Source organism: Reyranella soli (assembly GCF_007992495.1).
Taxonomy (GTDB): domain Bacteria; phylum Pseudomonadota; class Alphaproteobacteria; order Reyranellales; family Reyranellaceae; genus Reyranella; species Reyranella soli.
Window position 1 is genome coordinate 134478 of the sequence record NZ_BKAJ01000018.1, and the last position, 22984, is coordinate 157461.

22 protein-coding genes and 1 pseudogene are annotated in these 22984 nt (G+C 65.3%); 8 read left to right on the forward strand and 15 right to left on the reverse strand.

Annotated features, from left to right (window positions below):
• Positions 1–318 precede the first annotated feature (318 nt).
• Complete coding sequence (locus RSO01_RS05340; protein ID WP_147146943.1) at positions 319–1293, reverse strand: Bug family tripartite tricarboxylate transporter substrate binding protein; 975 nt, start codon at positions 1291–1293, stop codon at positions 319–321.
• A 250-nt stretch (positions 1294–1543) separates the two neighbouring features.
• Positions 1544–2545: a Bug family tripartite tricarboxylate transporter substrate binding protein gene (locus RSO01_RS05345; protein ID WP_147146945.1), complete on the reverse strand. Its 1002-nt coding sequence runs from the start codon at positions 2543–2545 to the stop codon at positions 1544–1546.
• Between the two features lie 277 nt (positions 2546–2822).
• On the opposite strand from RSO01_RS05345, the gene RSO01_RS05350 reads away from it, so the two are divergent.
• Entirely contained in the window at positions 2823–3881 is a 1059-nt protein-coding gene (locus RSO01_RS05350; RefSeq protein WP_147146947.1) for a hypothetical protein, read from the forward strand.
• Between the two features lie 175 nt (positions 3882–4056).
• Here the strand turns inward: RSO01_RS05350 and RSO01_RS05355 are convergent, their stop codons facing one another.
• The 3 genes from RSO01_RS05355 to RSO01_RS05365 form a co-directional block, all read right to left on the reverse strand.
• A complete protein-coding gene (locus RSO01_RS05355) occupies positions 4057–5277 on the reverse strand; it encodes an ABC transporter substrate-binding protein (RefSeq protein WP_147146949.1) in 1221 nt (406 codons plus the stop codon).
• A gap of 324 nt (positions 5278–5601) precedes the next feature.
• Positions 5602–6324, reverse strand: a complete 723-nt coding sequence (locus RSO01_RS05360; protein ID WP_246158103.1) for a hypothetical protein — start codon at positions 6322–6324, stop codon at positions 5602–5604.
• 129 nt (positions 6325–6453) lie between these two features.
• On the reverse strand, positions 6454–7032 hold the full coding sequence (locus tag RSO01_RS05365) for a hypothetical protein (protein WP_147146951.1): 579 nt from the start codon (positions 7030–7032) through the stop codon (positions 6454–6456).
• 296 nt (positions 7033–7328) lie between these two features.
• On the opposite strand from RSO01_RS05365, the gene RSO01_RS05370 reads away from it, so the two are divergent.
• Together RSO01_RS05370 and RSO01_RS05375 are read left to right on the forward strand one after the other, a co-directional pair.
• Positions 7329–8228 (forward strand): fructose bisphosphate aldolase, encoded by a 900-nt coding sequence (locus RSO01_RS05370; RefSeq protein ID WP_147146953.1) that lies wholly within the window; start codon positions 7329–7331, stop codon positions 8226–8228.
• A 74-nt stretch (positions 8229–8302) separates the two neighbouring features.
• Entirely contained in the window at positions 8303–9523 is a 1221-nt protein-coding gene (locus RSO01_RS05375) for an MFS transporter (RefSeq protein WP_147146955.1), read from the forward strand.
• A gap of 12 nt (positions 9524–9535) precedes the next feature.
• Here RSO01_RS05375 and RSO01_RS05380 read toward each other — a convergent pair whose 3' ends face one another.
• From RSO01_RS05380 to RSO01_RS05405, 6 genes are all read right to left on the reverse strand, one after another.
• On the reverse strand, positions 9536–9856 hold the full coding sequence (locus tag RSO01_RS05380; RefSeq protein ID WP_147146957.1) for a hypothetical protein: 321 nt from the start codon (positions 9854–9856) through the stop codon (positions 9536–9538).
• 128 nt (positions 9857–9984) lie between these two features.
• Positions 9985–10734: an SDR family NAD(P)-dependent oxidoreductase gene (locus RSO01_RS05385; protein ID WP_147146959.1), complete on the reverse strand. Its 750-nt coding sequence runs from the start codon at positions 10732–10734 to the stop codon at positions 9985–9987.
• A 53-nt stretch (positions 10735–10787) separates the two neighbouring features.
• Positions 10788–11585, reverse strand: coding sequence for a cysteine hydrolase family protein (locus tag RSO01_RS05390; protein ID WP_218037248.1), 798 nt, complete (start codon positions 11583–11585; stop codon positions 10788–10790).
• 64 nt (positions 11586–11649) lie between these two features.
• On the reverse strand, positions 11650–12654 hold the full coding sequence (locus tag RSO01_RS05395; RefSeq protein WP_147146961.1) for an alpha/beta fold hydrolase: 1005 nt from the start codon (positions 12652–12654) through the stop codon (positions 11650–11652).
• A 14-nt stretch (positions 12655–12668) separates the two neighbouring features.
• Complete coding sequence (locus tag RSO01_RS05400) at positions 12669–13493, reverse strand: alpha/beta fold hydrolase (protein ID WP_147146962.1); 825 nt, start codon at positions 13491–13493, stop codon at positions 12669–12671.
• 30 nt (positions 13494–13523) lie between these two features.
• Positions 13524–14525, reverse strand: a complete 1002-nt coding sequence (locus RSO01_RS05405) for an alpha/beta fold hydrolase (protein WP_147147000.1) — start codon at positions 14523–14525, stop codon at positions 13524–13526.
• Positions 14526–14628: 103 nt separating this feature from the next.
• Here RSO01_RS05405 and RSO01_RS05410 point away from each other — a divergent pair, with 103 nt between their 5' ends.
• Positions 14629–15528, forward strand: a complete 900-nt coding sequence (locus tag RSO01_RS05410) for a LysR family transcriptional regulator (protein WP_147146964.1) — start codon at positions 14629–14631, stop codon at positions 15526–15528.
• A gap of 36 nt (positions 15529–15564) precedes the next feature.
• Here the strand turns inward: RSO01_RS05410 and RSO01_RS05415 are convergent, their stop codons facing one another.
• Together RSO01_RS05415 and RSO01_RS05425 are read right to left on the reverse strand one after the other, a co-directional pair.
• Positions 15565–15999 (reverse strand): YybH family protein, encoded by a 435-nt coding sequence (locus tag RSO01_RS05415; RefSeq protein WP_147146966.1) that lies wholly within the window; start codon positions 15997–15999, stop codon positions 15565–15567.
• A gap of 255 nt (positions 16000–16254) precedes the next feature.
• On the reverse strand, positions 16255–16839 hold the full coding sequence (locus RSO01_RS05425; protein ID WP_170302859.1) for a CGNR zinc finger domain-containing protein: 585 nt from the start codon (positions 16837–16839) through the stop codon (positions 16255–16257).
• Positions 16840–16935: 96 nt separating this feature from the next.
• Between RSO01_RS05425 and RSO01_RS05430 the strand changes: the two genes are divergently transcribed.
• Entirely contained in the window at positions 16936–17823 is an 888-nt protein-coding gene (locus RSO01_RS05430; RefSeq protein WP_147146970.1) for a haloalkane dehalogenase, read from the forward strand.
• Between the two features lie 14 nt (positions 17824–17837).
• Positions 17838–19220 carry an amidase gene (locus RSO01_RS05435; RefSeq protein ID WP_147146972.1) on the forward strand — a complete coding sequence of 461 codons (1383 nt, stop codon included), beginning with the start codon at positions 17838–17840 and terminating at the stop codon, positions 19218–19220.
• A 27-nt stretch (positions 19221–19247) separates the two neighbouring features.
• Here the strand turns inward: RSO01_RS05435 and RSO01_RS05440 are convergent, their stop codons facing one another.
• Complete coding sequence (locus RSO01_RS05440) at positions 19248–20246, reverse strand: Bug family tripartite tricarboxylate transporter substrate binding protein (protein ID WP_147146974.1); 999 nt, start codon at positions 20244–20246, stop codon at positions 19248–19250.
• A gap of 306 nt (positions 20247–20552) precedes the next feature.
• Between RSO01_RS05440 and RSO01_RS05445 the strand changes: the two genes are divergently transcribed.
• A complete protein-coding gene (locus RSO01_RS05445) occupies positions 20553–20996 on the forward strand; it encodes a MarR family winged helix-turn-helix transcriptional regulator (RefSeq protein WP_147146976.1) in 444 nt (147 codons plus the stop codon).
• 86 nt (positions 20997–21082) lie between these two features.
• A pseudogene (locus RSO01_RS05450) lies at positions 21083–22411 on the forward strand (amidase).
• 29 nt (positions 22412–22440) lie between these two features.
• Here the strand turns inward: RSO01_RS05450 and RSO01_RS05455 are convergent.
• The gene (locus RSO01_RS05455; RefSeq protein WP_147146978.1) at positions 22441–22866 is read right to left on the reverse strand and encodes a YciI family protein; all 426 of its coding nucleotides are present in this window, start codon (positions 22864–22866) and stop codon (positions 22441–22443) included.
• Positions 22867–22984 lie beyond the last annotated feature (118 nt).

Consider the following 22984-nt stretch of genomic DNA (forward strand, 5'->3'; position numbering starts at 1 on the left):
GCGTGCCTCGCTCCTAGTTTTGGGCGGCTCGCTCAACTGGGGCACGCGCTGATCGGCGCGTGCCCAGCTTGTGCAAGTTTTGCTCGCACCGGTCGCCGTGGTCGACCAGCGTCAGCGGCACGGCCCGAGGCGCACAAGTGACAGCGTGTGCCAGTCTGCTGGTCGACGATCAGACCGTGTTCACGTTCTCGTTTGGATATTTTTTGGATATTGGTAGAGGGTGGGAAATCCACCTCGTTGAAATTATTGGCCTATTTCAGTTATCCAACGCTGCGCTGCCAGAGCGGCAGTAACGACGAGTTCCGCTCAAGGCGAGCCTCAATCCAGCGAGATGCCAGTCTGCACCGCGACGGCCTTCCACTGGCGTACTTCCTCGTCGAGAAAGCGTGCCATCTCGACGCTGCCCTGCGGCATGGTATCGAGGAAGGCGCCGTCGAACTTTTCCTTCACGTCCGGCAGGGCAAGGATGCGGGCGATGTGCTCGGCCAGCCGGCTCGTCACCTCGGGCGGCGTGCCCGCCGGCGCGAGGAAGCCGTACCAGTTGTAGACGACGACGCCGGGAGCGCTTTCGGCGTAGGTCTGCACCTCGGGCAGGCGCGGATGACGCTGCGGCGTCGCGATCGCCAGCGCCTTCAGCTTGCCCGACTGCAGGTGCGGCATGACTGGCGGCATCGCATTCATCACCAGCGGGATCTGGCCGTTGATCGCGTCGTTGAGCGCGGGCCCGCCGCCCTTGTAGGGCACATGGACGAGCTCCAGGCCGATCCTGGCCCGCAGCAATTCGTAGGTCAGGTGCGGACCGCTGCCCTGGCCCGGCGTGCCGACGGCGATCGCCTTTTGCTGCTCGCGCGGCATCGCCAGCAGCTCCTTCAACGAATTGGCCGGAAAGGACGGATGGGCCACCAGCACCTGGGGCGCCGCGCCGACAAGGGTGATCGGCGCGAAGCTCTTGACCGGATCGTACTTCGCCTTGGGATACACCGCCGGATTGATGCCGTGGGCGACGTCGGCGTAGAGCAGCGTGTAGCCGTCGGCCGGCGCCCGCGCGACGACTTCCGTGCCCAGCATGCCCGCCGCTCCGGCCCGATTGTCGACGATCACGGTGAAGCCCGCCGTCTCTTGGAGCTTCTGCGCGATCAGGCGACCGGTGAAATCGGAGCCGCCGCCCGGCGCATAGGGCACCACGAGGCGGACGGGCTGCGAGGGATAGGAACCTTGTGCGCGGGCTGACGCCCAGGGGAGGCTGGCGACGGTGCTGGCGGCCAGAAGGCCACGGCGGGAGATAGTCTTCATGGGAGGCATGATGTCGTCTACCACGTCATCCTGAGCGCAGCGAAGGCCTGCCCTGAGCTTGCCGAAGGGATCTCATGCCGATTGCAAACGGCGATGAGATCCTTCGCGACGCTCAGGATGACGTGGGGGGCGACGGCCGTCCGACCTTTGGCGAAGGTCAATGGCGAGAGCGGCAAAGCCGAGCACCTTGGTCACGAACGATGGAGCGCCGCGCCGATGGCGAGGGCTGAGCAAGAAGCCATGCCCTGTTTCACACCGGCTTGAGGTTGGCCCCGCGGATCACCTTGGCCCACTTCTCGGTCTCGTCGACGATGAGCCTGGTGAACGCGGCTGGCGTCATCGGCATGGGAGCGCCGCCGAGATCGGCGAACCGTGCTTTCATCCTGGCGTCGGCCAGGCCCGCCGCGACTTCCTTGTGGATGCGGTCGATGATCTCGTCCGGCGTCGCCTTGGGCACGCCCACGCCGTACCATGCGCTGGTCTCGAAGCCGGGAACGAACTCGCCCACCGTCGGCATGTCCGGCAGCGCCTCCGAGCGGGCCGCGCCGGTGGTTGCGAGACCGCGCAGCTTGCCGGTCCGAATGAACTCGATCGACGACGGCGGCGTCGGGAACACCACCTCCACTTCGCCGCCCAGCAGCGCAGCCAGGGCCGGCCCGTTGCCGCGGTAGGGCACGTGAACCAGATGAACGCCGGCCATCATGTTGAACAGCTCGCCGGCCAGATGTCCGGCGCTGCCGATGCCCGCCGACCCCATGTTGATCTTGCCGGGCCTGGCTTTGGCGTAGGCGATGAACTCGGGCAGCGTTCGCGCCGGGACCGACGGATTGGTCGCCACGAACAGCGGGATGCCCATGATTCCCGCCGCCGGCGCGATGTCGCGCAGGAAGTTGAAGGAGAGATTGTCGTAGAGGGTCGCATTGATGGCGGCCGACACGCCCACCAGAAGGATCGTGTAGCCATCGGGGGCCGCGTTGACGACGATCTCGGTCGCGATATTGGTCGCCGCTCCCGGCTTGTTCTCGACGATGAACGGCTGGCCCGTCCGCTCCGACAGCCACTGGCCCATCAGGCGCGCGACGATGTCGTTGCCGCCGGCGGGGGCGAAGCCGACCACCCAACGCACGGGCCGGCTCGGCCAGGCCTGCGCCGCCGCCAGCCTCGGCAGAAGGGGCAGCGTGGCGGCCCCTGTCACGGCACCGGTCACGGCATTGGCCGTGAGGTGCAGCATGCCCCGGCGAGGTAGTCTCATGGCGTCGCCCTTCCTTTGGGAATTGCCGGCAGACAACCAAGCTACGCAACGACGCAAGTCGGGACACTCTACGTCGCGGTGCAGGAGGACGAAAGGCCCGGTGGGCCACCGTGCGGCGCTCGCGCAAGGAAAGCGGGCGCGGACGGCAAGTCGTCGTAGCCAATGAAGTTGAACCTGCGGCCGTTGATGCCGCTGCGTGACCGGCGGGCGAGCCTCGCTTGATCCAGCGCAAAGCGCGGGCGGGATCGCCCGGTCAGATTGGCTTTCGGAGGGTGCCATGTCCGATGTAAGCCAGTTTGCCCAACCGCAGATGTCTCAGCCGGCCCTTGACGGCCTTGCCGAGGGCAACCTGTTCGTCGAACTGCAGGTCCCCTCCTGGCCGCCGCCGGTTACGCAGACGCTGTTGCGCAACCGTGATGCGCACTCCGGGCTGACCATCCGCGCGAAGCCCTCCGGTCGGCTGCGGGTCGAGCTGGTGCGTGCCGGCTATCCGCCGCTGGTCGTTCGCACGGTTCATCTGCGGCTGCGCGCCCCGGGCCTGCTCCGGCTGAATGTCGCCTGGCGCGGAGACGTCGCGGCGGTCGCCGCCGGCGGGCGGATCATCGGTTCGAGCAGCGAGGCGATCCCTGACGGCGTCGCCTCACCCGAGACGATCGAGGAAACCATCGCGCCGCTCGACCACGTGGGCAACCAGCGTGCGTGCGCGAGCCGCCGCCAACATGTCCAGGCCCTGCTCCAGGGCAAAGAAGTGGACGGCGAACAGCTCGAGCGGTGGCTCACGGCGCTCGACGATGCGGCCCGGTCATTGAGCGACCTGGTCGAGCTCGTACGGCAGCGCCGCCATCATCACTTGCCGGTCATGGTCGACACATTGGTTCGCCTGACCTGCGGCGATGGCGCTGTGCTGCAACAGTGCGCCGGCCTCTTCGACGTACCGTTGACCGTTTATGCATCGCCCGCACCGCCTCAAGTGACCTCGCCGGCGCTGCTTCTGGCTGCCGCCTTCGACGTCGCGGCGGCGCGCGGCCCCCGTCACGAGTTCGCGGTCGATCTCGACGTCTGGCTCCATCACGAGCATCCCTGGCTGACCGGCCGCCACGTGCCGGTTGAGGCGCTGCTCCTGGCGGTCGACGCGGCACTGGCACCGCCGCGATTCGACCGCGTCGACTCGGAGGACGATCGGGTGATCCGCGCGTCGTTCGGACAGGCAGAAGCGACGGCCGCATTGTGCGCCTTCGCCACGGCGGTGTGTTCGGTGGCGGCATCGGTCGTCGCCGCTGCAGCAGGAACCGCCCGGACGTCGGCAGGACCTTCCCTCGCCGAGGCGACGCTCTGACGGCTTGACCGGCCGGCCGGCGAGCGCGGCTGTCGTCGCGTTCTATGGGCCGCAAGCCGTGTGTCCATCGACTCCCTGAGTGAACGCCTGCCGGAAGCAATAACGCCCTCTGACGGCGGCCTGTCCCCCTCCGATCGCAGGAAGCGGACAGGCCGTTGTCCACCCCCGTCCGGGCTCAAGAACTCTCATTGTGCATCACGTCGCCGAACAGCTCCCAGGTCTCGCCCTTGAAGCGCGACATCTGGACGGCCTGGACCGGATAGAAGTCGGTCGGGCTGGTCGAGACGGTGATGCCCGGCAGGAGGCCCGGCAGGTGAAGCTGGTGCCAGCTTGCCGCCTGCTTCATCAGGTTCTCGCGCGTCAGCACGTCGCCGCACTTCTCGAGCGTCTTGCGCAGCAGCGCCGCCACGCCGTAGGCATAGATGTAGCTGCCGTCGGCCAGGTTTCCGTCGGGTATGTACTTCGCCATGAAGGCGCGCCATTCCTTCATGTCCGGCTCGTTGTCCCACTGCTTGTCGGTGGGGTCCTTCAGCCAGGCCGCGGTGAGCACGCCCTGCACGTTGTCGAAGCCGGCGGGCTTCATGGTCGTGCCGACGCTCGCCGCCACGTTGTTCATGTACTGCACCGGCTTCCATCCCAGGTCGGCCGCCTTGCGCATCGCCTGGGCGGCGAACTTCGAGATCGACACGTTGTAGAAGACGTTGGCGCCCGAGTTCTTCAGCTCGATGATCTGGCTGTCGACCGTCGGATCGGTCGACTCGTAGGTGACGACCTTGACCAGGCGGCCGGCCTCCTTAGCAAGCCCGTCCTTGATGCCGTTGAAGTAATCCTTGCCGTAGTCGTCATTCTGGTAGAGCACGCCGATCCTGGCATCCTTGACGTTGGCCAGGATGTGCTTGGCGTAGATGACGCCTTCGGTGTGATAGTCGGGCTGGTAGCCGATGGTCCACGGGAAGTCCTTGGGGTTGCCCCACTTCGAGGCGCCGGTGGCGATGAAGAGCTGCGGCACCTTCTTCTGGTTCATGTACTTGTGGATGGCGGAGTTGCACGGCGTGCCCGTCATGTTGAAGCAGGCCAGCACCTGGTCCTCCTCGACGAGCTTGCGGATCATCTCCACGGTCTTGGGCGGCTGATAGCCGTCGTCGTAACTGATGAAGTTGACCTTGCGGCGGTTGATGCCGCCGGTCTCGTTGACCATCCTGAAATACGCCTGATGCAGCTTGCCGATCGAGCTGTAGGAAGACGCAGGCCCGCTATAGGGGTTGGTATGACCGATCTTGATCTCGCTGTCGGTCGCGCCCGTGTCGTACTTCTTCTGACCAAACGCCACGCGACTTGTCGAAAGCGCCGTAGCGGCCGATACGCCGGCCAGGAAATTACGCCTGTTGGTTTTCATGGTTCGCTCCCTGTTGTCGTCGGTTACGCCATAGGCTCTCCTCACGCTGATGGGCGGAAATCCGGAACGACGCGACGCTACCACTCCCGGGAGGGGGCAGCGACGACGTCATGGGACAGCATCCCTGACCCAACGGCCGTCGCCAAATTGCAAAGCCCGTCATCCCGACCGGAGCCGAGCGCAGCGAGGCGGAGCGGAGGGACCTGTTTTGTTGACGCGTCGACAAAACAGGTCCCTCGACTGCGCCGCGCGGAGTTTACCCCGAGCGAAGTCGAGGGGGGCGGCTCCGCTCGGGATGACGGGAGGTCAAATGAAGCGCGTCGGTCAGGAGAGCCGCGCGACGTCGACGATGATCCGATTGCGGTTGTCCGGGTCGACCAGGACAGGCAATTCAAGGCCGACGGCCGTGCGCATTTGGCGGCGTTGGCGGCTGCTGAACGACATGCGCGTCACCGCTTCCCAATCCTGTCCGCCGGTGGGATCGATCACCCGGACAGCGATGTCCCACGTCCCGCCGGGCGCGCTGCTCTGCCCCACCTCGTGCGCCGCCAGCACCGTCGCGGTGGTCGGCACCAGTCCGACCTCGGCGGCGCGGCCGGAAAGGGCAAGCTCGGTCTGCCGTGGCGTGAGGCCGTTGACCAGCGTCGGTGCCGACGCAGCGTGCTCCACTTCCCGCCAGACACGCGGGTAGGCGCGATCGCCGGGTTTGTCAGTGGGCCGTAAACGCTCCGCGAGATCTTCGGCGGCCTCTTGCCCGGTCGGCACTCGATGCCATTCGATCCTGAACTGCGTCGGATCGGCGATGTCCACGGTGACCGGAAGCACCATGCCGGGGCGCGGCCACTTGGCCTTGGGGACTGCGTAGCCACTGTAATGTACCGCCGTCGGCGCGAGGCGCTCCGCGGTGATCACCCCGTCGATCTCGCACTTGGGCTGGAGCACCACCTCGCCGGCCGCGTCGGGAAACGGAGAACAGGCGACGACCTGCAGCTGTCCGCTGACAGGGTTCGTGATCTGGGCCCGCTTGCGATTGCTGAATCGCTCCAATGACCTACTCCCACTCGATCGGAGATCAACCCGCTCATTGCACAGCTTGCAAGATCAACCTGGTTGCCTTCGAGCTCCGCACCCTGGCGACAGGCGTCAGGCCGCTCGCGCGGCAAGGCAGCGGCCTGATCAATTCCTGACTATGACCGAGACCCACGCGGAAAGGCAGGCAAGCTTTTGCTCCTTCCGCCACGGCCGCCCGACGGTCGCGCCCAATGCCTTGATGCGCGCCTCGATCTCTGCCGGCGCCATGTCGAGCCTTTTTGTCGCGAGGTCAGGAAGCGATTTCTCGTCCAGCTCCGCGAGTTCCATACCGGCTCGCCCGATGGCAGGCCGAAGGACCTCGCGAAGGGCGAGCCCTTCTGCGACCGGCGGATGATCCGGGAAGGAAAGGCTATAGGCCAGAAGGTCGGAGACCCAACCGGCGCGATTGACAAGCAGTGCCGCCACGACGGGCTCGTATCCCCGGCCCTGCAGCTCATTGACGATATCGTTCAGGCCGTCCGTCGCAAGCTGTTCCTGTCGCCTGCGGCCCTTGGCGACAGCGGCGGCCGCGGCGGCCAGATCCCCGCCATCGGCGCTACGGACCATCTCAGCGGCGACATGATACGGCTCGAGGGAGAGGCGGTCGTCCTTGCCGGTAGTTGCGAGAAGTGTCGAAAGCACGACGCGCGGCTCGCGTTCATCGGCAGAGACGCCGACGACCACGCTACCGCCGCGAACGACACGAAATCCAAGCCCGATCCGAGTCATCGCGCTTCATGCCCCATGAACGATCGTTGAAAGTTTCCTGCTGATCCATGCCAAACCGCAAGATCGGTCGAGAAGGTCTCTCCGCGCGGCCCCTGAGTTTACCCCGAGCGAAGTCGAGGGGGCCTTGGTCGAGACGACGGAAAGCGCCATTTGCGATACCCCCCCCTTGGAGGCCGTCCCGCCAAACCTAGGTGCAGGTCGACCAACCACCAATGCCGGCTTACATTCTCCGGCCACGCCGGAGGACGATCATGACCAATGACGCGATGTACAAGCAGATGTCCGCCAAGCCGGGCTTCATCGCTGCGCTCGACCAGAGCGGCGGCTCGACGCCGGGCGCGCTGCGCGCCTACGGAATCCCGGACAGCGCCTGGCACGGCGATGACGCCGAGATGTTCAGGCAGATGCACGAGATGCGCGTGCGTATCATGACCTCGCCGTCCTTCACCAACGCCACGGTGATCGCCGCCATCCTGTTCGAGCGCACCATGGACGGCGAAGCGAAGGGCAAGCCGGTGCCGGCCTTCCTGTGGCAGGAGCGAGGCGTCGTGCCGTTCCTCAAGGTCGACAAGGGGCTCGAGAGCGAGAAGGACGGCGTCTCCCTGATGAAGCCGATTCCCGGCCTCGACGCCCTGCTCGAGCGCGCCGTTGGACTTGGCGTCTTTGGCACCAAGATGCGCTCGACGATCAACCTCGCCTCGAAGCCGGGCATCGCGGCGATCGTCGCCCAGCAGTTCGAGGTCGCCGGCCAGATCTCGGCGCACGGGCTGATGCCCATCATCGAGCCGGAGATTTCGATCAAGAGCCCCGACAAGGCGGCCTGCGAGGCCCTCCTCCGCGACGCGCTGCTCGGCCGGCTCGATGCCCTGCCGAAGGGCACGCAGGTGATGCTCAAGCTCACCCTGCCCGAGGCCCCCGACTTCTACATGCCGCTGATCAAGCATGCCGGCGTCGCGCGCGTCGTGGCGCTGTCCGGTGGCTACACGCGCGCCGATGCCTGCCGCCGCCTGGCCGCCAATCACGGCATGATCGCGAGCTTCTCGCGCGCCCTGACCGAAGGCCTCACCCGGCCGATGAGCGACGCCGTGTTCGACGCCGCGCTGGCCGCTTCGATCGACGAGATCTACGGGGCGTCCGCGGTCAAGGTTTGAACTTGCCACCGAGCTGGTGCAGGGCTTCCTCGCATGTGTAGCCGCCTCAATGGCGACAACCGGCCGGAGGAGCCATGAGGCCCTTCGCGGGCGTCTTCCGGTCCTTGCGAGGGTTCAACTATCGGGTCTGGGCAGCCGGAGCCTTCGTCTCCAACGTCGGCACCTGGGTGCAGCGGACCGGCCAGGACTGGCTGGTGTTCACCCAGCTCACCGATCACGACGCTTCGGCGGTCGGCCTGGTCATGGCCCTGCAATTCGGGCCGCAGCTCCTGCTGTTGCCCTGGACCGGCTTCGCCGCCGACCATTTCAACCAGCGCAAGCTCCTGATCGCCACCCAGGCGACCATGGGCAGTCTCGCCCTGATCCTGGGGCTCCTGACCGTCACCGGCGCGGTCGAGCTCTGGCACGTCTACATCTTCGCCTTCCTGTTCGGCAGCGCCGCCGCCTTCGATGCGCCGGTGCGCCAGACCTTCGTCGCGGAACTGGTCGGCGATGCCGACCTGCACAATGCCGTGGCGCTCAACTCGACCTCGTTCAACGCCGCCCGCATGATCGGCCCGGCCATCGCCGGCCTGACCATCGCCGCGGTCGGCACGGGCTGGGCCTTCCTGATCAACGGCGCGTCCTTCGCCGCCGTGCTCGTCGCCCTCGCCTGCCTGCGCATCGCCGAGCTTCGTCCGAACGTGCGCGCCCATCGCGTCAAGGGCAGCTTCACCGAAGGGATCCGCTACGTGTGGCAGCGCCCCGACCTCATGGCGATGCTGGTCATGCTGTTCCTGGTCGGGACCTTCGGCCTCAATTTCCCGATCTTCATCTCGACCATGGCGATCGGCGTCTTCCATGTCGATGCGCGCGGGTTCGGCCTGCTGTCGTCCTGCATGGCGATCGGCACCGTCGCCGGCGCCCTGTGGAGCGCCGGCCGCGAGCAGCCGCGGTTCTCCTTGCTGCTGAGCGGCGCCGCGGTCTTCGGGCTCGGCTGCACGCTGGCCGCGCTCGCCCCGGGCTACTGGTTCTTTGCCGCCGCGCTCGTCGTCATCGGCGTGGCCGCATTGACCCTCACCAACACGTCGAACAGCCTGATGCAGCTTTCGACCGAACGGGCGATGCGCGGGCGCGTGATGGCGCTCAGGGTCGCCATCGCGCTCGGCGGAACGCCGATCGGCGCGCCGATCGTCGGATGGGTGGCGAACAGCTACGGCCCGCGCTGGGCGCTCGCCGTCGGGGCGGCGGCGGGCTTTGCCGCCGCCGCCGTGGCCGTGTACGCCCTGATGCGTCGTCGCGGCGTCTCGCGATAGCGAAGGATTACCTCAAGGGCTTGGCGTGTTCGCTATCCCCGGAATAGGGCTGTCGAGAGACCGGAAGACATTGCTGGAATTCGAGCCCGCATTGGAATTACCCATGCCGGACGACGTCATTGGCGCGAACGACTGAGCCGATGGCGCCTGGGTAGCGGGCGACGACATACCGGACGACATGCTGCCCGACGACATGCTTCCCGAAGACATGCTTCCCGATAGGCCACCGCCATTGCCGAACGATCCGCCCATTCGCGCCATGGCAGGCTCGGCAACGGACCCGGCCACCAGGAAGCCGATCGCGACGGCCAGGAGAGGGATGGACTTGTTCATGGTAAAGTCCTTTCGCGCTTTGCTGGGAAACGCCGATCGCTTCCCGTCCGATCCAAGAGCTATGGATCGGTTCACGGAGGTGCTGGCGCCGGATTGCTGCCGCTTGCTCGTTCTTGCCGACATCTCGACTAGATCTGAGCGGATCCGCCATCGACGAAGAGCTCACTGCCCGTGACGAAACTACTGTCGTCCGACGCAAGGAAAAGGGCGGCGCCAGCGCTCTCCGAGGGATCGCCGAGGCGCCCGAGCGGCGTCGTCGACTTCACAAATGAGACCATCGCCTCGTGGGCTTCCGGCGACCCCGCAAGATCGTGCCACCCGGGCGTGGAGGTGGCGCCAGGTGAGAGCACGTTGATGCGGATCTTTCGCGGCGCCAAGTCGAGTATCCAACTACGCGCGAAGTTGCGGATCGCGGCCTTGCTTGCACTGTAGACGCTGAAGCCCGGGGTGCCTTTCATGGCGGCGGTGGAACCTGTCAGGATGATCGAGCTGCCATCCCGGAGCAGCGGCAGCGCCTTCTGAACGGTGAAGAGCGTGCCTTTCACATTCGTTGAAAACGTCCTGTCGAAGTGTTCCTCGCTGATCGATCCCAGGCCGAGAAACTCGCCGCCTCCGGCATTGGCAAAAAGCACGTCAATCGCGCCCGCCTCGGCCCGTACGATCGCGAACAGACGATCTAGGTCGGCAAGATTTGAAACGTCGCCCTGGATACCGCGGGCGGCGCTGCCGACTTCCATAACAGCTGCATCGAGCTCCTTCTGTCGCCGTCCCGTCATGAAAACCCGGGCGCCTTCCGCGGCAAAGAGCCTTGCCGTAGCCAACCCGATGCCACTGTTTGCACCGGTGATGACGGCGACCTTTCCTTCGAGCCTGGCCATTGCGCGATCTCCCGGGGCTGACGAAGAGGTTATTTTCTCGTAGACGCGCTTCCTCAGCGCATGCGATCGACCGTTTCCTCGGTCGAGAGCACGGCATGGGCGAGATATCGGTAGTTGATCATCGCCGCCTGATAACCGTCGCCCCATTCGGGGTGCCGAGGGCCCGCCGTCGCGTCCTTGACCACCACGACCTCGAAGCCTTGCTCGAGCAGCTCGCGCAGGTGGGACTCGACGCACATGTTCGCCAACATGCCGCCGAGGATGATCTTGCTGATGCCCCGCTTGCGCAGCTGCAGGACAAGATCGTTGGTTTGCGGTCCCCATACCTTGTGGGGGCTGACGATGACCGTCTTGCCATCTTCGATATAGGGCTTGAAGCGATCCAGCCAGTCGGCGCCCGAGCCGGCGAAGCCGTCCAGCGTCAGCGGTCCCCGTCGGGCAAAACTATGCGTCGTGAACTCCCCGGTCTCCAGCGGCCCGTTGAACGTCCAGCCGCTATCGGTGGGATAGAAATAGTGCGGCGAGATGAACACATGATATCCGCGCAGCTTCGCGGCCTTGAATATCCGCTCCATGTTCTCGACGGTGCCGTTCGCCTTGACGCTGGCGCCGACCGCCGCCCAGTTCGCCCCCTTCTCGCTGAGGACGTCGTTTTGCGGGTCGATGAAGACGACCGCCGTATCAGCCTTCCGGATATCGACCGAATCGGTCGCGTCCGCCGCTGCAGCGATCGACGGGTGGGACACCGTTGCGAGCGCGGCAACCGCCGACACCCCACCGATCAGGACTGCACGCCGAGATGCATTCTCATTGTCGTGGACATGGTTCGCCGGGCACTTCGATTCGGGCACTAGGAGATCCTCCCTTTGTCAATCGTGACTGGAATTACGCCGATCATCGCGCCCGGACGGCGCCTCACGCAGGGACCTTGCGGCCGAGGAAATCGCGGATCAGCGGCACCATCTCGTCGGCTTTGTCCTCGAGCGCAAAGTGCCCGGTGTCGATGAGGTGGAACTCGACCGCGGGAAGGTCGCGCTTGTAGGGATAGGCCCCGTCGGCAGGGAAGATCTTGTCGTTCTTGCCCCAGACGATCAGCGTCGGCGGCTGATGCTTGCGGAAATAAGCCTGGACGGCCGGATACAGCGGCAGGTTGGTGCGGTAATCGTAGAAGAGATCCATCTGAATTTCGGCGTTGCCGGGGCGGTCCAGCAGCGCCTGATCCTGGATCCAGTTGTCCGGCGCGATCCGGCTCAGATCGCTGACGCCATCGGTGTACTGGAATTTCGTGGTCTCCGGCGCGACCAGCACGTAGAGCGCCTTGCGATGCGCTTCCGAGTGGTCGGACCAGTAGGCCTTGATCGGGTCCCAGAACTCCTTGAGGCCCTCGTCATAGGCATTGCCGTTCTGGACGATAAGCGCGGTGATCTGATCCGGATTCTTGAGGGCGAGGCGCCAGCCCACCGGGGCACCGTAGTCCATCACGTACATGGCGTAGCGCTTGACGGCGAGCTGGTCGAGCAGGCCGTCGACGAGCTCTGCGAAGCGGTCGAAGGTGTAGGAGAACTTCGCGCGATCGGGCATGTCGCTCTGCCCGTAGCCCGGGTAGTCCGGGGCGATCACGTGATAGCGGTCGGCGAGTTCCGGGATGAGATTGCGAAACATATGGGACGAGGTCGGGAAGCCATGCAGCAACAGCACCGTTGGCGCGTCAGCGGGTCCTGCTTCGCGATAGAAGATCTTGATGCCGTCGATCGTTTTCGTCCGATAGTGCGTGACGATGGGCGCCTTGTCGCCCGCCCCTGCCCTTGCGGCGGGCATTCCCTGCAGATAGGCGGCGCCGCCAGCCAGCAGCGGCAGGCCGAACGCGAGACGTCGGCGCTTCAAGGCAACGGGTGTACAGACGAAATCAACGATCTTCATGTCAGTCTCCGAGTTCAGCGCGTGATGAATTCCAGCAGATCGGCGTTGATGACGTCGGCGTGCGTCGTGGGCATGCCGTGAGGAAAGCCCTTGTAGGTCTTCAGCACGCCGTTCTTCAGCAGCTTGGCCGACAAGGGTCCAGCATCGGCGTAAGGGACGATCTGGTCGTCCTCGCTGTGCATCACGAGCACCGGCACGCCGATCTTCCCGAGATCGGCGGTGAAGTCGGTCTGCGAGAAGGCGACGATGCCGTCGTAGTGCGCCTTGGCGCCGCCCATCATGCCCTGGCGCCACCAGTTGCGAATGATGGCCTCCGAGGGCTTCGCGCCCGGCCGGTCGTAGTTGTAGAAAGGGCCCGCCGCGAAGCCGAGATAGAATTCCGATCGATTGGCGGCAAGCTGCGCCTGAAGCGTGTCGAACACGTCCTTGGGCAGACCTCCGGGATTGGCCGGGCTCTTCACCATCACCGGCGGCACCGCGCTGATGATGGCGGCCTTCGCCACGCGGCTTTCGCCATGCCGGGCGAGGTAGTGCACGACTTCGCCGCCGCCGGTCGAATGCCCGACGTGGATTGCGTTCTCGAGGTCGAGATGAGCCACCACCGCGGCAAGGTCGTCGGCGTAATGATCCATGTCGTGGCCGTCTCCGACCTGCGCCGAACGGCCATGGCCGCGCCGGTCATGGGCGATGACACGATAGCCCTTGCCAAGGAAGAACAGCAGTTGGGCGTCCCAATCATCGGCCGATAGCGGCCAGCCATGGCTGAAGACGATCGGCTGCCCCGTGCCCCAGTCCTTGTAGAAGATCTCCACGCCGTCCCTTGTCGTGACCGTGCTCATCGGACGAACTCCCGTTGGCTTTTCGCAGTCTCAGGTCAGGGCTCTGACGAAGGTCAGAAGGTCGTTGTTGAACTTGTCCTTGTGCGTGACCGTCAGCCCATGCGGCGCGCCCGGATAGACCTTCAACGTCGCCTTCCTTATCAGCTTCGAGGACAGCAGCGCCGTGTTGGCGATCGGGACGTTCTGGTCGTCCTCGCCGTGGATGATCAGCGTCGGGATGTCGAATCTCCTGAGGTCCTGCGTGAAGTCTGTTTCTGAAAACGCCTTGATGCCTTCGTAGGAGGCCGGCAAACCCACCTGCATGGACCACAGCCAGAATGCGTCTTTGACGCCTTGCGAGACTTTCGAGCCGGGACGATTGGCGCCGTAGAACGGCCCGTCGCCAAGGTCCCGATAGAATTGGCCCCGGTCGCGGGCGACATCGGCGCGGATGTCGTCGAATACCTCGATCGGGATGCCGCCGGGATTCGCCGGCGTCTTGAGCATCAGAGGCGGGATCGCCGAAACAAGGACGGCGCCGGAAATGCGCTCCGTCCCATATCGCCCGACATAGCGCGCGATGTCGCCGGCGCCGGCCGAGTGGCCGACCAAGGCCGCGGACCTGAGGTCGAGCCCGTCGATCAGCGTAGCCAGGTCCGCGGCGAAAGTGTCGTAGTCATTTCCTTGCCAGGGCTGGCTCGATCGGCCGTAGCCGCGGCGATCGAAAGCGACGCAGCGGAAGCCGCGCGCCGCCATGAACATCATCTGATCATCCCAGGCATCGGCATTGAGAGGCCATCCGTGACTGAAGACAATGGGCGGCCCCTTGCCCCAGTCCTTGTAGTAGATCTCGGTCGCGTCCGTTGTGGTGATCGTGCCCACGCTGCGAACTCCCGTGCTCGAGGGGCCAGGCGAACGGCTCGCTTCCTTTGCGCCCGCTGCGGCTATGGGGATCGGCAAGGGGGCCAATGCAAAGGAGGCGACGAGGCCACCGATCATGAAGTTCCGGCGAGATGCGGCCCGATCGCCTGGCTGGCTGGTGTTCGGTCTCATCACGCGAAGCCTCCGACTGCGGGATGCGTAGCGCGTTGCAGCGCAACCGGTCAGTCGGTATGATTGAGAAGAACCTTCCCGAAATCTGAAAAGGCGGACGCGCATGGACCGCTTGGAGGCGATGTCGGTGATCATCGCCGTGACGGAGACTGGCAGCATCTCTGCCGCGTCCCGTCGTCTGAAGTCGCCGGTCGCGACCGTCAGCCGCAAGGTGGCCGAGCTCGAGGCGCGCCTCAAGGCCCAGCTGTTTCAACGCACCTCGCGGCGGATAATGTTGACCGATGCCGGTCGGTCTTACATCGACGCCTGCAAACGCATCATTGAGCAGGTTGATGACGCCGAACGGGAAGTGTCGGGCGAGTACCGGGTTCCGAAAGGGGAACTGGCGGTGACAACGCCCTGGGGACTTGGACATACGCACTTGCTGCCGCTCGCGGTCGAATTCCTCGCGGCCTATCCCGAGATCTCGTTGCGGCTTGTGTTAAACGATCGTGTCGTCAATGCGACCGAGGAGAACATCGATATTGCCGTGCGCGTCGGGAGCCTTCCGGACAGCAACATGATCGCCACTCGAATCGGCTCGATCCGCATCGTCGTCTGCGCGAGCCCCTCGTACCTCAAGGCCCATGGCAAGCCAAAGCAGCTCAGCGATCTCGCGAAGCATGATTGCATCGGCATCGATGACCATGCGATGCCGTCGGCTTGGCGATTCATGCGTGGCCGGAGCGCCAGGGTGGTGCCAATCCGCTCGCGGCTCTGCGTCAATACTTCCGAAGCGGCGGTCCTGGCGGCGATCGAGGGCGCCGGATTGGCTCGGGTGATGTCGTATAAGATGGACGCGGCCAAGCGAGCTGGAAAACTGGCGATCGTGCTGGAGAAGTTCGAACCGGAACCCCTTCCAGTGCATATTCTTTACACACCGCGAAAGCCGGTGCCGCTCAAGCTGCGCGCGTTTCTCAACTGGATGACGCCCAGACTCAAAGCTCGGCTGACCTTGGCTTGAGCGCGAGTTGCGCTCCTCTGCCGACGTTGATGCTGGTCATTGTGTCGGCACGGGGACGATGGCCGAGATGCGCCATCCGTCCGAAGTGCGGACGGCGAACTCGTTGATGAGAAATGTGTGCGTCGCCGCCTCTTGGCCGACAGCACCGGCGGTGATGCGCGTGGGCGCATAGATATGGGCGGCGTCCGGTCCGAGAGGCATGATGCGGATCGCGTCAAGGTCGGGTTCGAAACGCCAGGTCCCGGCGAAGATGGTGCGGAAGTGGTCGATGACCGCGTTTCGGCCCCAGAATTGATAGGCGCGGGCCACGAAGTTCACGGGATCCGGCTGCCCAGGCGGGGTACGGGCAAGGATAGCCTCGATTGCCTGGATGTCATGCGCGGTTTCGCCCGCGGCCTGGCGCAGGAAAAGCGCGCGGATCTCTTCGAGGTCCGCGGCGCTGACAGTCTTCTTGGTGGGCTCGTCGATCATCGGGTGCACGCTGCTCGCAGAATCAAACGGTCAAGGCACCTTCCGCAAAAGCGAACCGGCGCACCTGCTTCCGGTCAGCGTAGCGCGTCGTAGCGACGATCGACAACGATCGGTTCTTTCTGCAACACGCCGGCTCCAGCTGACCGCGTCAGGCGACGCCGAGCTTCCTGCATTCCCCGTCCCGCAGAGTCGGGAGCTCTTCGAGCGCCAGAAACTCGGCCAGGTCCGCCGCCTCGTGGAACGGCCGGATCTCGCTCACGAGGCCCGGCGTTGCCTTACCCGATAGGCTCGGGTCTTCTGCCGATTGCCGCAGATCGAAGACGAGCACCAATGCCGGTTAGCCGGCTTGGAGCGGTCGAAGAATATCCAGTGGCACTCGTCCGAGGCGCAGGTCTTCAGCCGAGCGAGCCGGCCCATCTCCGCCAGACCGATCATCTGCCCCAACACCCGGCCAAGGGCATTCGAGCCGGGAACCGGGACAAGCTCGACGGCCCCCTTGTCGGCGACCGCCAGCATGAGCGGAAACTTCCGGCTTGCCGCGGTAAGGTGACGCGCGGCCTCCCTGGCCTGAGGCCGATCCTCCGGCGGATTCAGAAGAAAGTCCCTCAGGGCCTGTCGCAATTCCAGCGCAGCGCGGTGATCGCCGGCGTCGACGTGCCCTCCCCGCTGCAACAAGCCGCGCTCGCGCATCCACGCCTCTAACCGGCGCGGCGTGTCGATCTCGTCGCTGCCGGCATGGGCGACGCCGTTTTCCACGTAGCGGCGCCGATCGAGGCTGTTCACGAAATCGTAAAGCAGCTCGAGCTCGGCCGGTACGTCGTACTTCTCCGAAAGTCTCATCGACACCAGCATAATCCTTTTGCCGGTTGACGCAACTCGACACCAGCATATACGTTTAGATGGTGTCCTCCTTCTCTATGCGAAAGGAACCCTGCCATGTCGCCGATTTCCACCGAGGAGACCTCCTACCGGAAATACGTGACCGTCCTCGGCACGACGATGGCCTATGTCGATGTCGGCGCGGGCGATCCCATCGTGTTCCTGCACGGCAATCCGACACCGTCGTATCTCTGGCGGAACATCATCCCCCACCTGCTTCCGTTCGGCCGCTGTCTCGCGCCCGACTACGTCGGCATGGGCAATTCGGGAGCCGCGCCGGACGGGCGCTACCGCCTGGTCGATCACCAACGCTATCTCGACGCATGGTTCGAGACGCTGGGCCTCGGCCGGAACGTCATTCTCGTTGTTCACGACTGGGGCTCGTCGCTCGGCTTTTCCTGGGCCCAGCGTCATCCCGAGCGCGTCAAGGCCATCGTCTACATGGAAGCGATCGTGCGGCCGTTTCTCTCCTGGGACGAATGGCCCCAGGCCACGCGCGCGTTCTTCCAGGCGCAGCGCTCCCCGAAGGGCGAGGAACTGATCCTGGAGAAGAACCTCTTCATCGAGTACCTGCTCCCGCTGCGCAACATCGCCCCCGAGGTCCTGGAGGTGTACCGGCGCCACTATCGCACGCCAGGTCCCGCCCGGATGCCGATGCTCGCCTGGACGCGCGACCTGCCAATTGAGGGCGAGCCCGCGGATGTCGTCGAGATCGTCGACTCCTATTCGCGGTGGCTCTCGAAGAGCCCCCTCCCGAAACTGTTCATCGATGCCGAGCCCGCGGGGTTCCTCATCGGCGCGCAAAGGGAATTTTGCCGTGGCTGGCCGAACCAGCAGACGATCACCGTGCCGGGCGCACATTTCCTCCAGGAGGATTCGCCGGCCGAGGTCGGACAGGCGGCCGCGCGCTTCGTGTCCAAGGTGCTCGCGGGGCAGATCGCGTAACCGAGGAGCGCGCGATGGAACTGCACTATCTCGAACTGATGCAGATCGCGGATCTGCTGCGTCGGCGCGACGTGACGTCGGTCGAGGTGACGCGCGCGCAGCTCGACAGGATAGCCCGCCTGGACGGTCACCTGGCGAGCTATGCGCGTACCATGCCGGACCGCGCGCTCGGCGAAGCGGCGACCGCAGACGCGGAGATCGCCGCCGGGCGCTATCGCGGGCCGCTGCATGGCGTGCCGCTTGGGGTCAAGGACCTGTTCTGGACCAAAGGCGTTCCTGCCGCCGCGGGCACCATGATCCATCGCGACTTCGTGCCGGAGGAGGACGCTACCGTCGTCGCGCGCCTGAGGGAGGCGGGTGCGATCGTGCTGGGGAAGCTCGAGATGACGGAAGGTGCCTATTCCGATCATCACCCGGCGATCACGCCACCGAAGAATCCGTGGAATGCGGCTTACTGGACGGGCATCTCTTCGAGCGGTCCAGCCGCTGCGACCGCGGCCGGGCTCTGCTACGGTGCGCTTGCATCGGATACGGGCGGATCGATCCGCTGGCCGTGCGGCGCCACGGGGTTGACGGGAATCAAGCCGGCTTGGGGGCGCGTCAGCCGCTTTGGCGTCTTCGAGCTCGCTGCCAGCCTCGATCATGTGGGGCCGCTCGCGCGCAGTGCCGCCGATGCCGCCGCGATCCTCGCAGCCGTTGCCGGCCCGGACGACAAGGACCCCACCACGCTTGCCGAGCCACGACCCGATCCTGTCGGATCGGCTGGGCGTATCGGGGGACTGCGCCTCGGCATCGATGCCGAGTGGAACAGCGCCGACGTCGATCCGTCCGTGCAGCGTGCTCTAGCCGGAGCGGAGAGGGTGTTTCGCTCGCTCGGCGCAGAAATCGTGCCCGTCAGCGTGCCGGATGTAACGCAGGCGGTCATCGATTGGGGCCCCGCCTGTGCGCTCGAGGCGGCAGTCGCGCATCGCGCAACCTATCCGGCCCGCAAGAGCGAGTACGGCCCGGTGTTGTCGTCGGTGCTCGAGGCGGGACGAGCGGTCTCGGCCTTCGACTATCAGGCAATCCAGCTTCGACGCATGGCTCTGCGCGGATGTCTTTCGCATCTGTTTCGAACCATCGACGCTCTGCTGGTGCCGGTGCAGCCGTTCGCACCGCTGACGCTCGCCGACATCAGCACGCTCGGCGCCCAGCCGGATCTCATCCTGAAGCTACAGCGCTACACGGCGCCCTTCGATCTCACCGGCCATCCCACCGTGACGCTGCCTGGCGGCTTCAGTGAGCGCGACATGCCGATCGGCCTGCAATTGGCCGGCCGCGATGACACGATGCTCGTCCGCGCGGCCGTCGCATTCCAGCAGGAGACGTCCTGGCACAAGCGCCATCCGCTTCCCTGATCGCCCGACAAGCGTGTGGGCGGGCGTTCAATCGACGGTGGCGCCCGAGATACGCACCAGCTCCGCCCATTTCGGCTGCTCGGCGGCGACGAAAGCGGCGAATTCCTGGGGTGTGCTGCCCACGGGATCCGAGCCCTGCTCCGCAAGACGCGACCGCATTTCCTGGCTGCCGACGATGGCGACGATCTCCGAGGCGAGCCGCGCCACTGCCGGCGCCGGCAGTCCCGCCGGGCCCATGATGCCGTTCCAGAGCGCCACCTCGTAACCCGGGATCACTTCCGAGATGGCCGGTATGTCGGAAAGCAGCGCCGAGCGCCGCGCGGTGGTAACGCCGAGCGCGCGCAGCTTGCCCGCCCTCACCTGCTGGAGCACCTCGACCAGTGGGCTGAAGCTCACCTGCAGCTTGCCGGAGATAAGGTCGGCCGCGACCGGTGCCCCGCCGCGATAGGGCACATGCACCATGTCGATGCCGGCCCGGTAGGCGAAAACGGCAGCGGCCAGATGCAGGGAAGTGCCGGCACCGCCCGACCCGTAGTTCAATTGGCCCGGCCTCGCCTTCGCATAGGCCACCAGCTCGGCGACGCTGTTCACCGGCACTTCTGGATTCACGACGAGCAGGTTCGGGATGAAGGCGATCTGCGAGATCGGCGTGAAGTCGCGGACCGGATTGAACGCAAGCCGCTTATAGAGCGCCGCGTTGGTCGCGTGCGTCGAGCTCGTTGCCAGGACCAGCGTGTAGCCGTCCGGTTCCGCCCGCGCGACGTATTCGGCGGCGATGTTGCCGCCGGCGCCGGCGCGATTGTCCACGATGACGGACTGGCCCAGCCGCTCACCCAGCGCCTGGGCCACGAGCCGCGCGGTGACATCGGTGCTGCCGCCCGCCGCGAAGGGAACGACGATGCGGATCGGCTTGTCGGGCGCCCAGCGGGCCTGGGCCTGTGCAGATCGGCCGACCGCACCAGCCAACATCGGGGCCAGCATCAGGGGAAGCGCCGCAAGGCCCTTCGTTAAGGATCGACGTTCCATCAATTATTCCCTCCCATATGACGCCGGGCGCATTGTTCGCGTCACCGGCCAAGATCGCGATGGCGCTGGCAGAATGCGCCCTTTGGCGTGCGGCCTCCATGGTCCCGGGCCGGTTCAAGCCGCCCCTCAAAACCGGCTTCGTGCTTTTCAGACATCATCGACTTGAACTCCGGGGGTATCCCCCTAAATAGTCCAGAATAGGGGGATATCCCCATACATCAGGCCCCAATAGATCCCGGCGTGCACGACGGAGACCGATACGTGAAACACTCATTTCGCTCGGATAGTCCGTGCATCGTGGCCGCAATGCGCGCCGCCACGCGTCGACTGACGCAGCTCTACGATGATGCGATGGCGCCGACTGGCCTGCGCATCACGCAGTTTCACGTCCTCTCGGAGCTGAACCGCCGATCAGCCGACCCACCAACCGTGGGTGAGTTGGCCGAGATCCTGATCATGGAGCGATCTGCGCTCGGCCAAACACTTCGACCGCTCGAACGCGACGGTTTCATCGACCTCGGTCAGGACGCGCGGGATGGGCGCCGTCGGCCCATCACGTTGACAAAGAAAGGCAAAGACAAAGTGGCCAGCGGCCGACGCTACTGGGCGGTCGCTCACGAAAAATTCGGGCATTTCTTCGGGGATAGTCAGTTGGCTCTCTTGCGCGAGACGCTACGCGGCATTGCTGAGAGCCCACAACTTCCCGACGCCTTTCGACAGGCCAGTACGGCATCGAGGAGAAAGTCATGATCGAGTCGATCACCAACATCATTCAGATGGACGCCAGCCGCATCGCTGAGCTCGTTGCCAATCGGGAGCTATCGCCGGTCGAGGTCATGCAGGCCCATCTCGACCGCATTGCCGAGGTCAATCCCAAGGTAAACGCCATCGTGGCGCTGGCCGATGGCGCACTGGACGCTGCCAGAAAAGCCGAGGCAGCGGTCAAGTCGGGCGCTCAATTGGGCCCTCTCCATGGCGTTCCGTTCACGGTCAAGGATGGCATCGACACGGCGGGCGTTCTGACACAGCGCGGTTCGCCAATTTTCAAAGGACGGGTGCCCGATACCGATGCCACCGTCGTCGCCAGGCTGAAGGCCGCTGGCGCCATCCTCATCGCAAAGACGAACCCGCCGGAATTTTCCTACTCGATCGAAACGGACAATTTCCTGACGGGCCAGACGAACAACCCCTGGAACCTCGACTACTCCCCGGGCGGATCGAGTGGTGGTGAATCCGCCGCCATCGCCGCTTGCATGTCGCCCCTCGGCGTTGGCAGTGATCTCTCGATCTCCTTGCGCGGACCGGCGGCGCATACCGGCATCGTTGGCTTCAAAGCTACTCACGGTCGCATGCCGATGACAGGCCACTGGCCCCGGGTGCCACGTCGCTTCTGGCACATCGGACCGATGGCACGTTCGGTTCGCGATGTGGCTCTCGCTTATTCCTTGATGGCGGGCCCCGACGGTGCCGACGGCTTCTCAATCAGCTCGCCCGGCCTCGATACAGGGGTGGGCACGACATAGACCCGTCCGGTTCGTGTCGGCTGGCTGGCCTCTCCGGGCTTCTTCGGACCGACCGATCCCGAGGTGGTCGCGACCGTGAAGGCAGCAGCTCAGGCGCTAAGCAATGCCGGCTGCCCTGTCGAAGAGGTCCGGTTGCCCGAGCTGGAGCAGACCGATGCCAACAGCGTCCTCTGGCAGCTCCAGCAGATGGAAGCCCGGCCGGAGTTCGAGAAGGTCACCGCCGGCCACGAGGCCCAGATCTTCAGGCATGCCAGATTGATCCTCGACACACCTGACACGCCGATCGCCGACTTCGTCGCCGCCGAGCAGGCGGTGGAGCACCTCCGCGACAGTTTCGTCGACTATTTCCAGCGATGTGACGCGCTGCTCTGCCCGGTGACCCCGTTCCCCGCGACCAGGCATGGCCTCGCTGACCTCGTGATCGATGGCAAAACGGTTTCCCCGTTCCACGTGATGAGTGCCACATCACCGTTCAGCCTGACCGGCATGCCGGCCCTGTCGATGCGGTTCGGAACAAGCCACGACGGTCTTCCGATCGGCGTGCAGATCGTCTCCTCCTGGTTGGCGGAATCGACAGTGCTCAAGGTCGCCTCGCTCCTCGAGGGCGTGAGCCCCGCTCGCAACATTCACCCCGCCGTCTAACGCCACAAGGGCGAGATCAGCCGACGGGGTCAGGCGACGCCGAGCTTGCCGCGTTCCCCTTCCCGCGGAGTTGAGAGCTCCTCGGGCGTCAGGAACTCGGCCAGGTCGGCCGCCTCGTAGAACGGCCGGATCTCGATCTCGCTCGGGCCCGGCATGGGATTGGGGCAGCGCTTCGCCCAGGCCACGGCCTCGTCCATGTCCTTGACCTGCCAGATCGAGAATCCGGCGACCAGGTCGCGGGCCTCGGCGAACGGCCCGTCGATGACCGTGCGGCCGGCGCCATCGAAGGCGATACGCTTGGCCTCGGCGGTGTTCTTGAGGCCGGCGGCGGCCACGAAGATGCCGGCCTTGACCAGCTCCTCGGTGAACCGATCCATCGCCGCGAACGCCTCGGTCGTCGGCGGCCCCGCCTTTTCGCTGTCGCACGTGGCTTTCACGAACACCATGACCCGCATCGCCTGTCTCCTTGTTTCATCGGAACGACGAATGAGCGTGTCGGAAGCCGACATTGTCCTGGGTTTTTTGAGGTTCTCTTGCCGGACCGCGGGCCTCCAGGCCCGCTCATGATTCATG

Excerpts from the sequence above, each read along its gene's own strand:
- RSO01_RS05340 (WP_147146943.1), bottom strand. The coding sequence starts at position 1,293 with ATGAAGACTATCTCCCGCCGTGGCCTTCTGGCCGCCAGCACCGTCGCC.
- RSO01_RS05345 (WP_147146945.1), bottom strand. The coding sequence starts at position 2,545 with ATGAGACTACCTCGCCGGGGCATGCTGCACCTCACGGCCAATGCCGTG.
- RSO01_RS05350 (WP_147146947.1), top strand. The coding sequence starts at position 2,823 with ATGTCCGATGTAAGCCAGTTTGCCCAACCGCAGATGTCTCAGCCGGCC.
- RSO01_RS05355 (WP_147146949.1), bottom strand. The coding sequence starts at position 5,277 with ATGAAAACCAACAGGCGTAATTTCCTGGCCGGCGTATCGGCCGCTACG.
- RSO01_RS05370 (WP_147146953.1), top strand. The coding sequence starts at position 7,329 with ATGACCAATGACGCGATGTACAAGCAGATGTCCGCCAAGCCGGGCTTC.
- RSO01_RS05375 (WP_147146955.1), top strand. The coding sequence starts at position 8,303 with ATGAGGCCCTTCGCGGGCGTCTTCCGGTCCTTGCGAGGGTTCAACTAT.
- RSO01_RS05380 (WP_147146957.1), bottom strand. The coding sequence starts at position 9,856 with ATGAACAAGTCCATCCCTCTCCTGGCCGTCGCGATCGGCTTCCTGGTG.
- RSO01_RS05385 (WP_147146959.1), bottom strand. The coding sequence starts at position 10,734 with ATGGCCAGGCTCGAAGGAAAGGTCGCCGTCATCACCGGTGCAAACAGT.
- RSO01_RS05395 (WP_147146961.1), bottom strand. The coding sequence starts at position 12,654 with ATGAAGATCGTTGATTTCGTCTGTACACCCGTTGCCTTGAAGCGCCGA.
- RSO01_RS05400 (WP_147146962.1), bottom strand. The coding sequence starts at position 13,493 with ATGAGCACGGTCACGACAAGGGACGGCGTGGAGATCTTCTACAAGGAC.
- RSO01_RS05405 (WP_147147000.1), bottom strand. The coding sequence starts at position 14,525 with ATGAGACCGAACACCAGCCAGCCAGGCGATCGGGCCGCATCTCGCCGG.
- RSO01_RS05410 (WP_147146964.1), top strand. The coding sequence starts at position 14,629 with ATGGACCGCTTGGAGGCGATGTCGGTGATCATCGCCGTGACGGAGACT.
- RSO01_RS05415 (WP_147146966.1), bottom strand. The coding sequence starts at position 15,999 with ATGATCGACGAGCCCACCAAGAAGACTGTCAGCGCCGCGGACCTCGAA.
- RSO01_RS05425 (WP_170302859.1), bottom strand. The coding sequence starts at position 16,839 with ATGAGACTTTCGGAGAAGTACGACGTACCGGCCGAGCTCGAGCTGCTT.
- RSO01_RS05430 (WP_147146970.1), top strand. The coding sequence starts at position 16,936 with ATGTCGCCGATTTCCACCGAGGAGACCTCCTACCGGAAATACGTGACC.
- RSO01_RS05435 (WP_147146972.1), top strand. The coding sequence starts at position 17,838 with ATGGAACTGCACTATCTCGAACTGATGCAGATCGCGGATCTGCTGCGT.
- RSO01_RS05440 (WP_147146974.1), bottom strand. The coding sequence starts at position 20,246 with ATGGAACGTCGATCCTTAACGAAGGGCCTTGCGGCGCTTCCCCTGATG.
- RSO01_RS05445 (WP_147146976.1), top strand. The coding sequence starts at position 20,553 with ATGCGCGCCGCCACGCGTCGACTGACGCAGCTCTACGATGATGCGATG.
- RSO01_RS05455 (WP_147146978.1), bottom strand. The coding sequence starts at position 22,866 with ATGCGGGTCATGGTGTTCGTGAAAGCCACGTGCGACAGCGAAAAGGCG.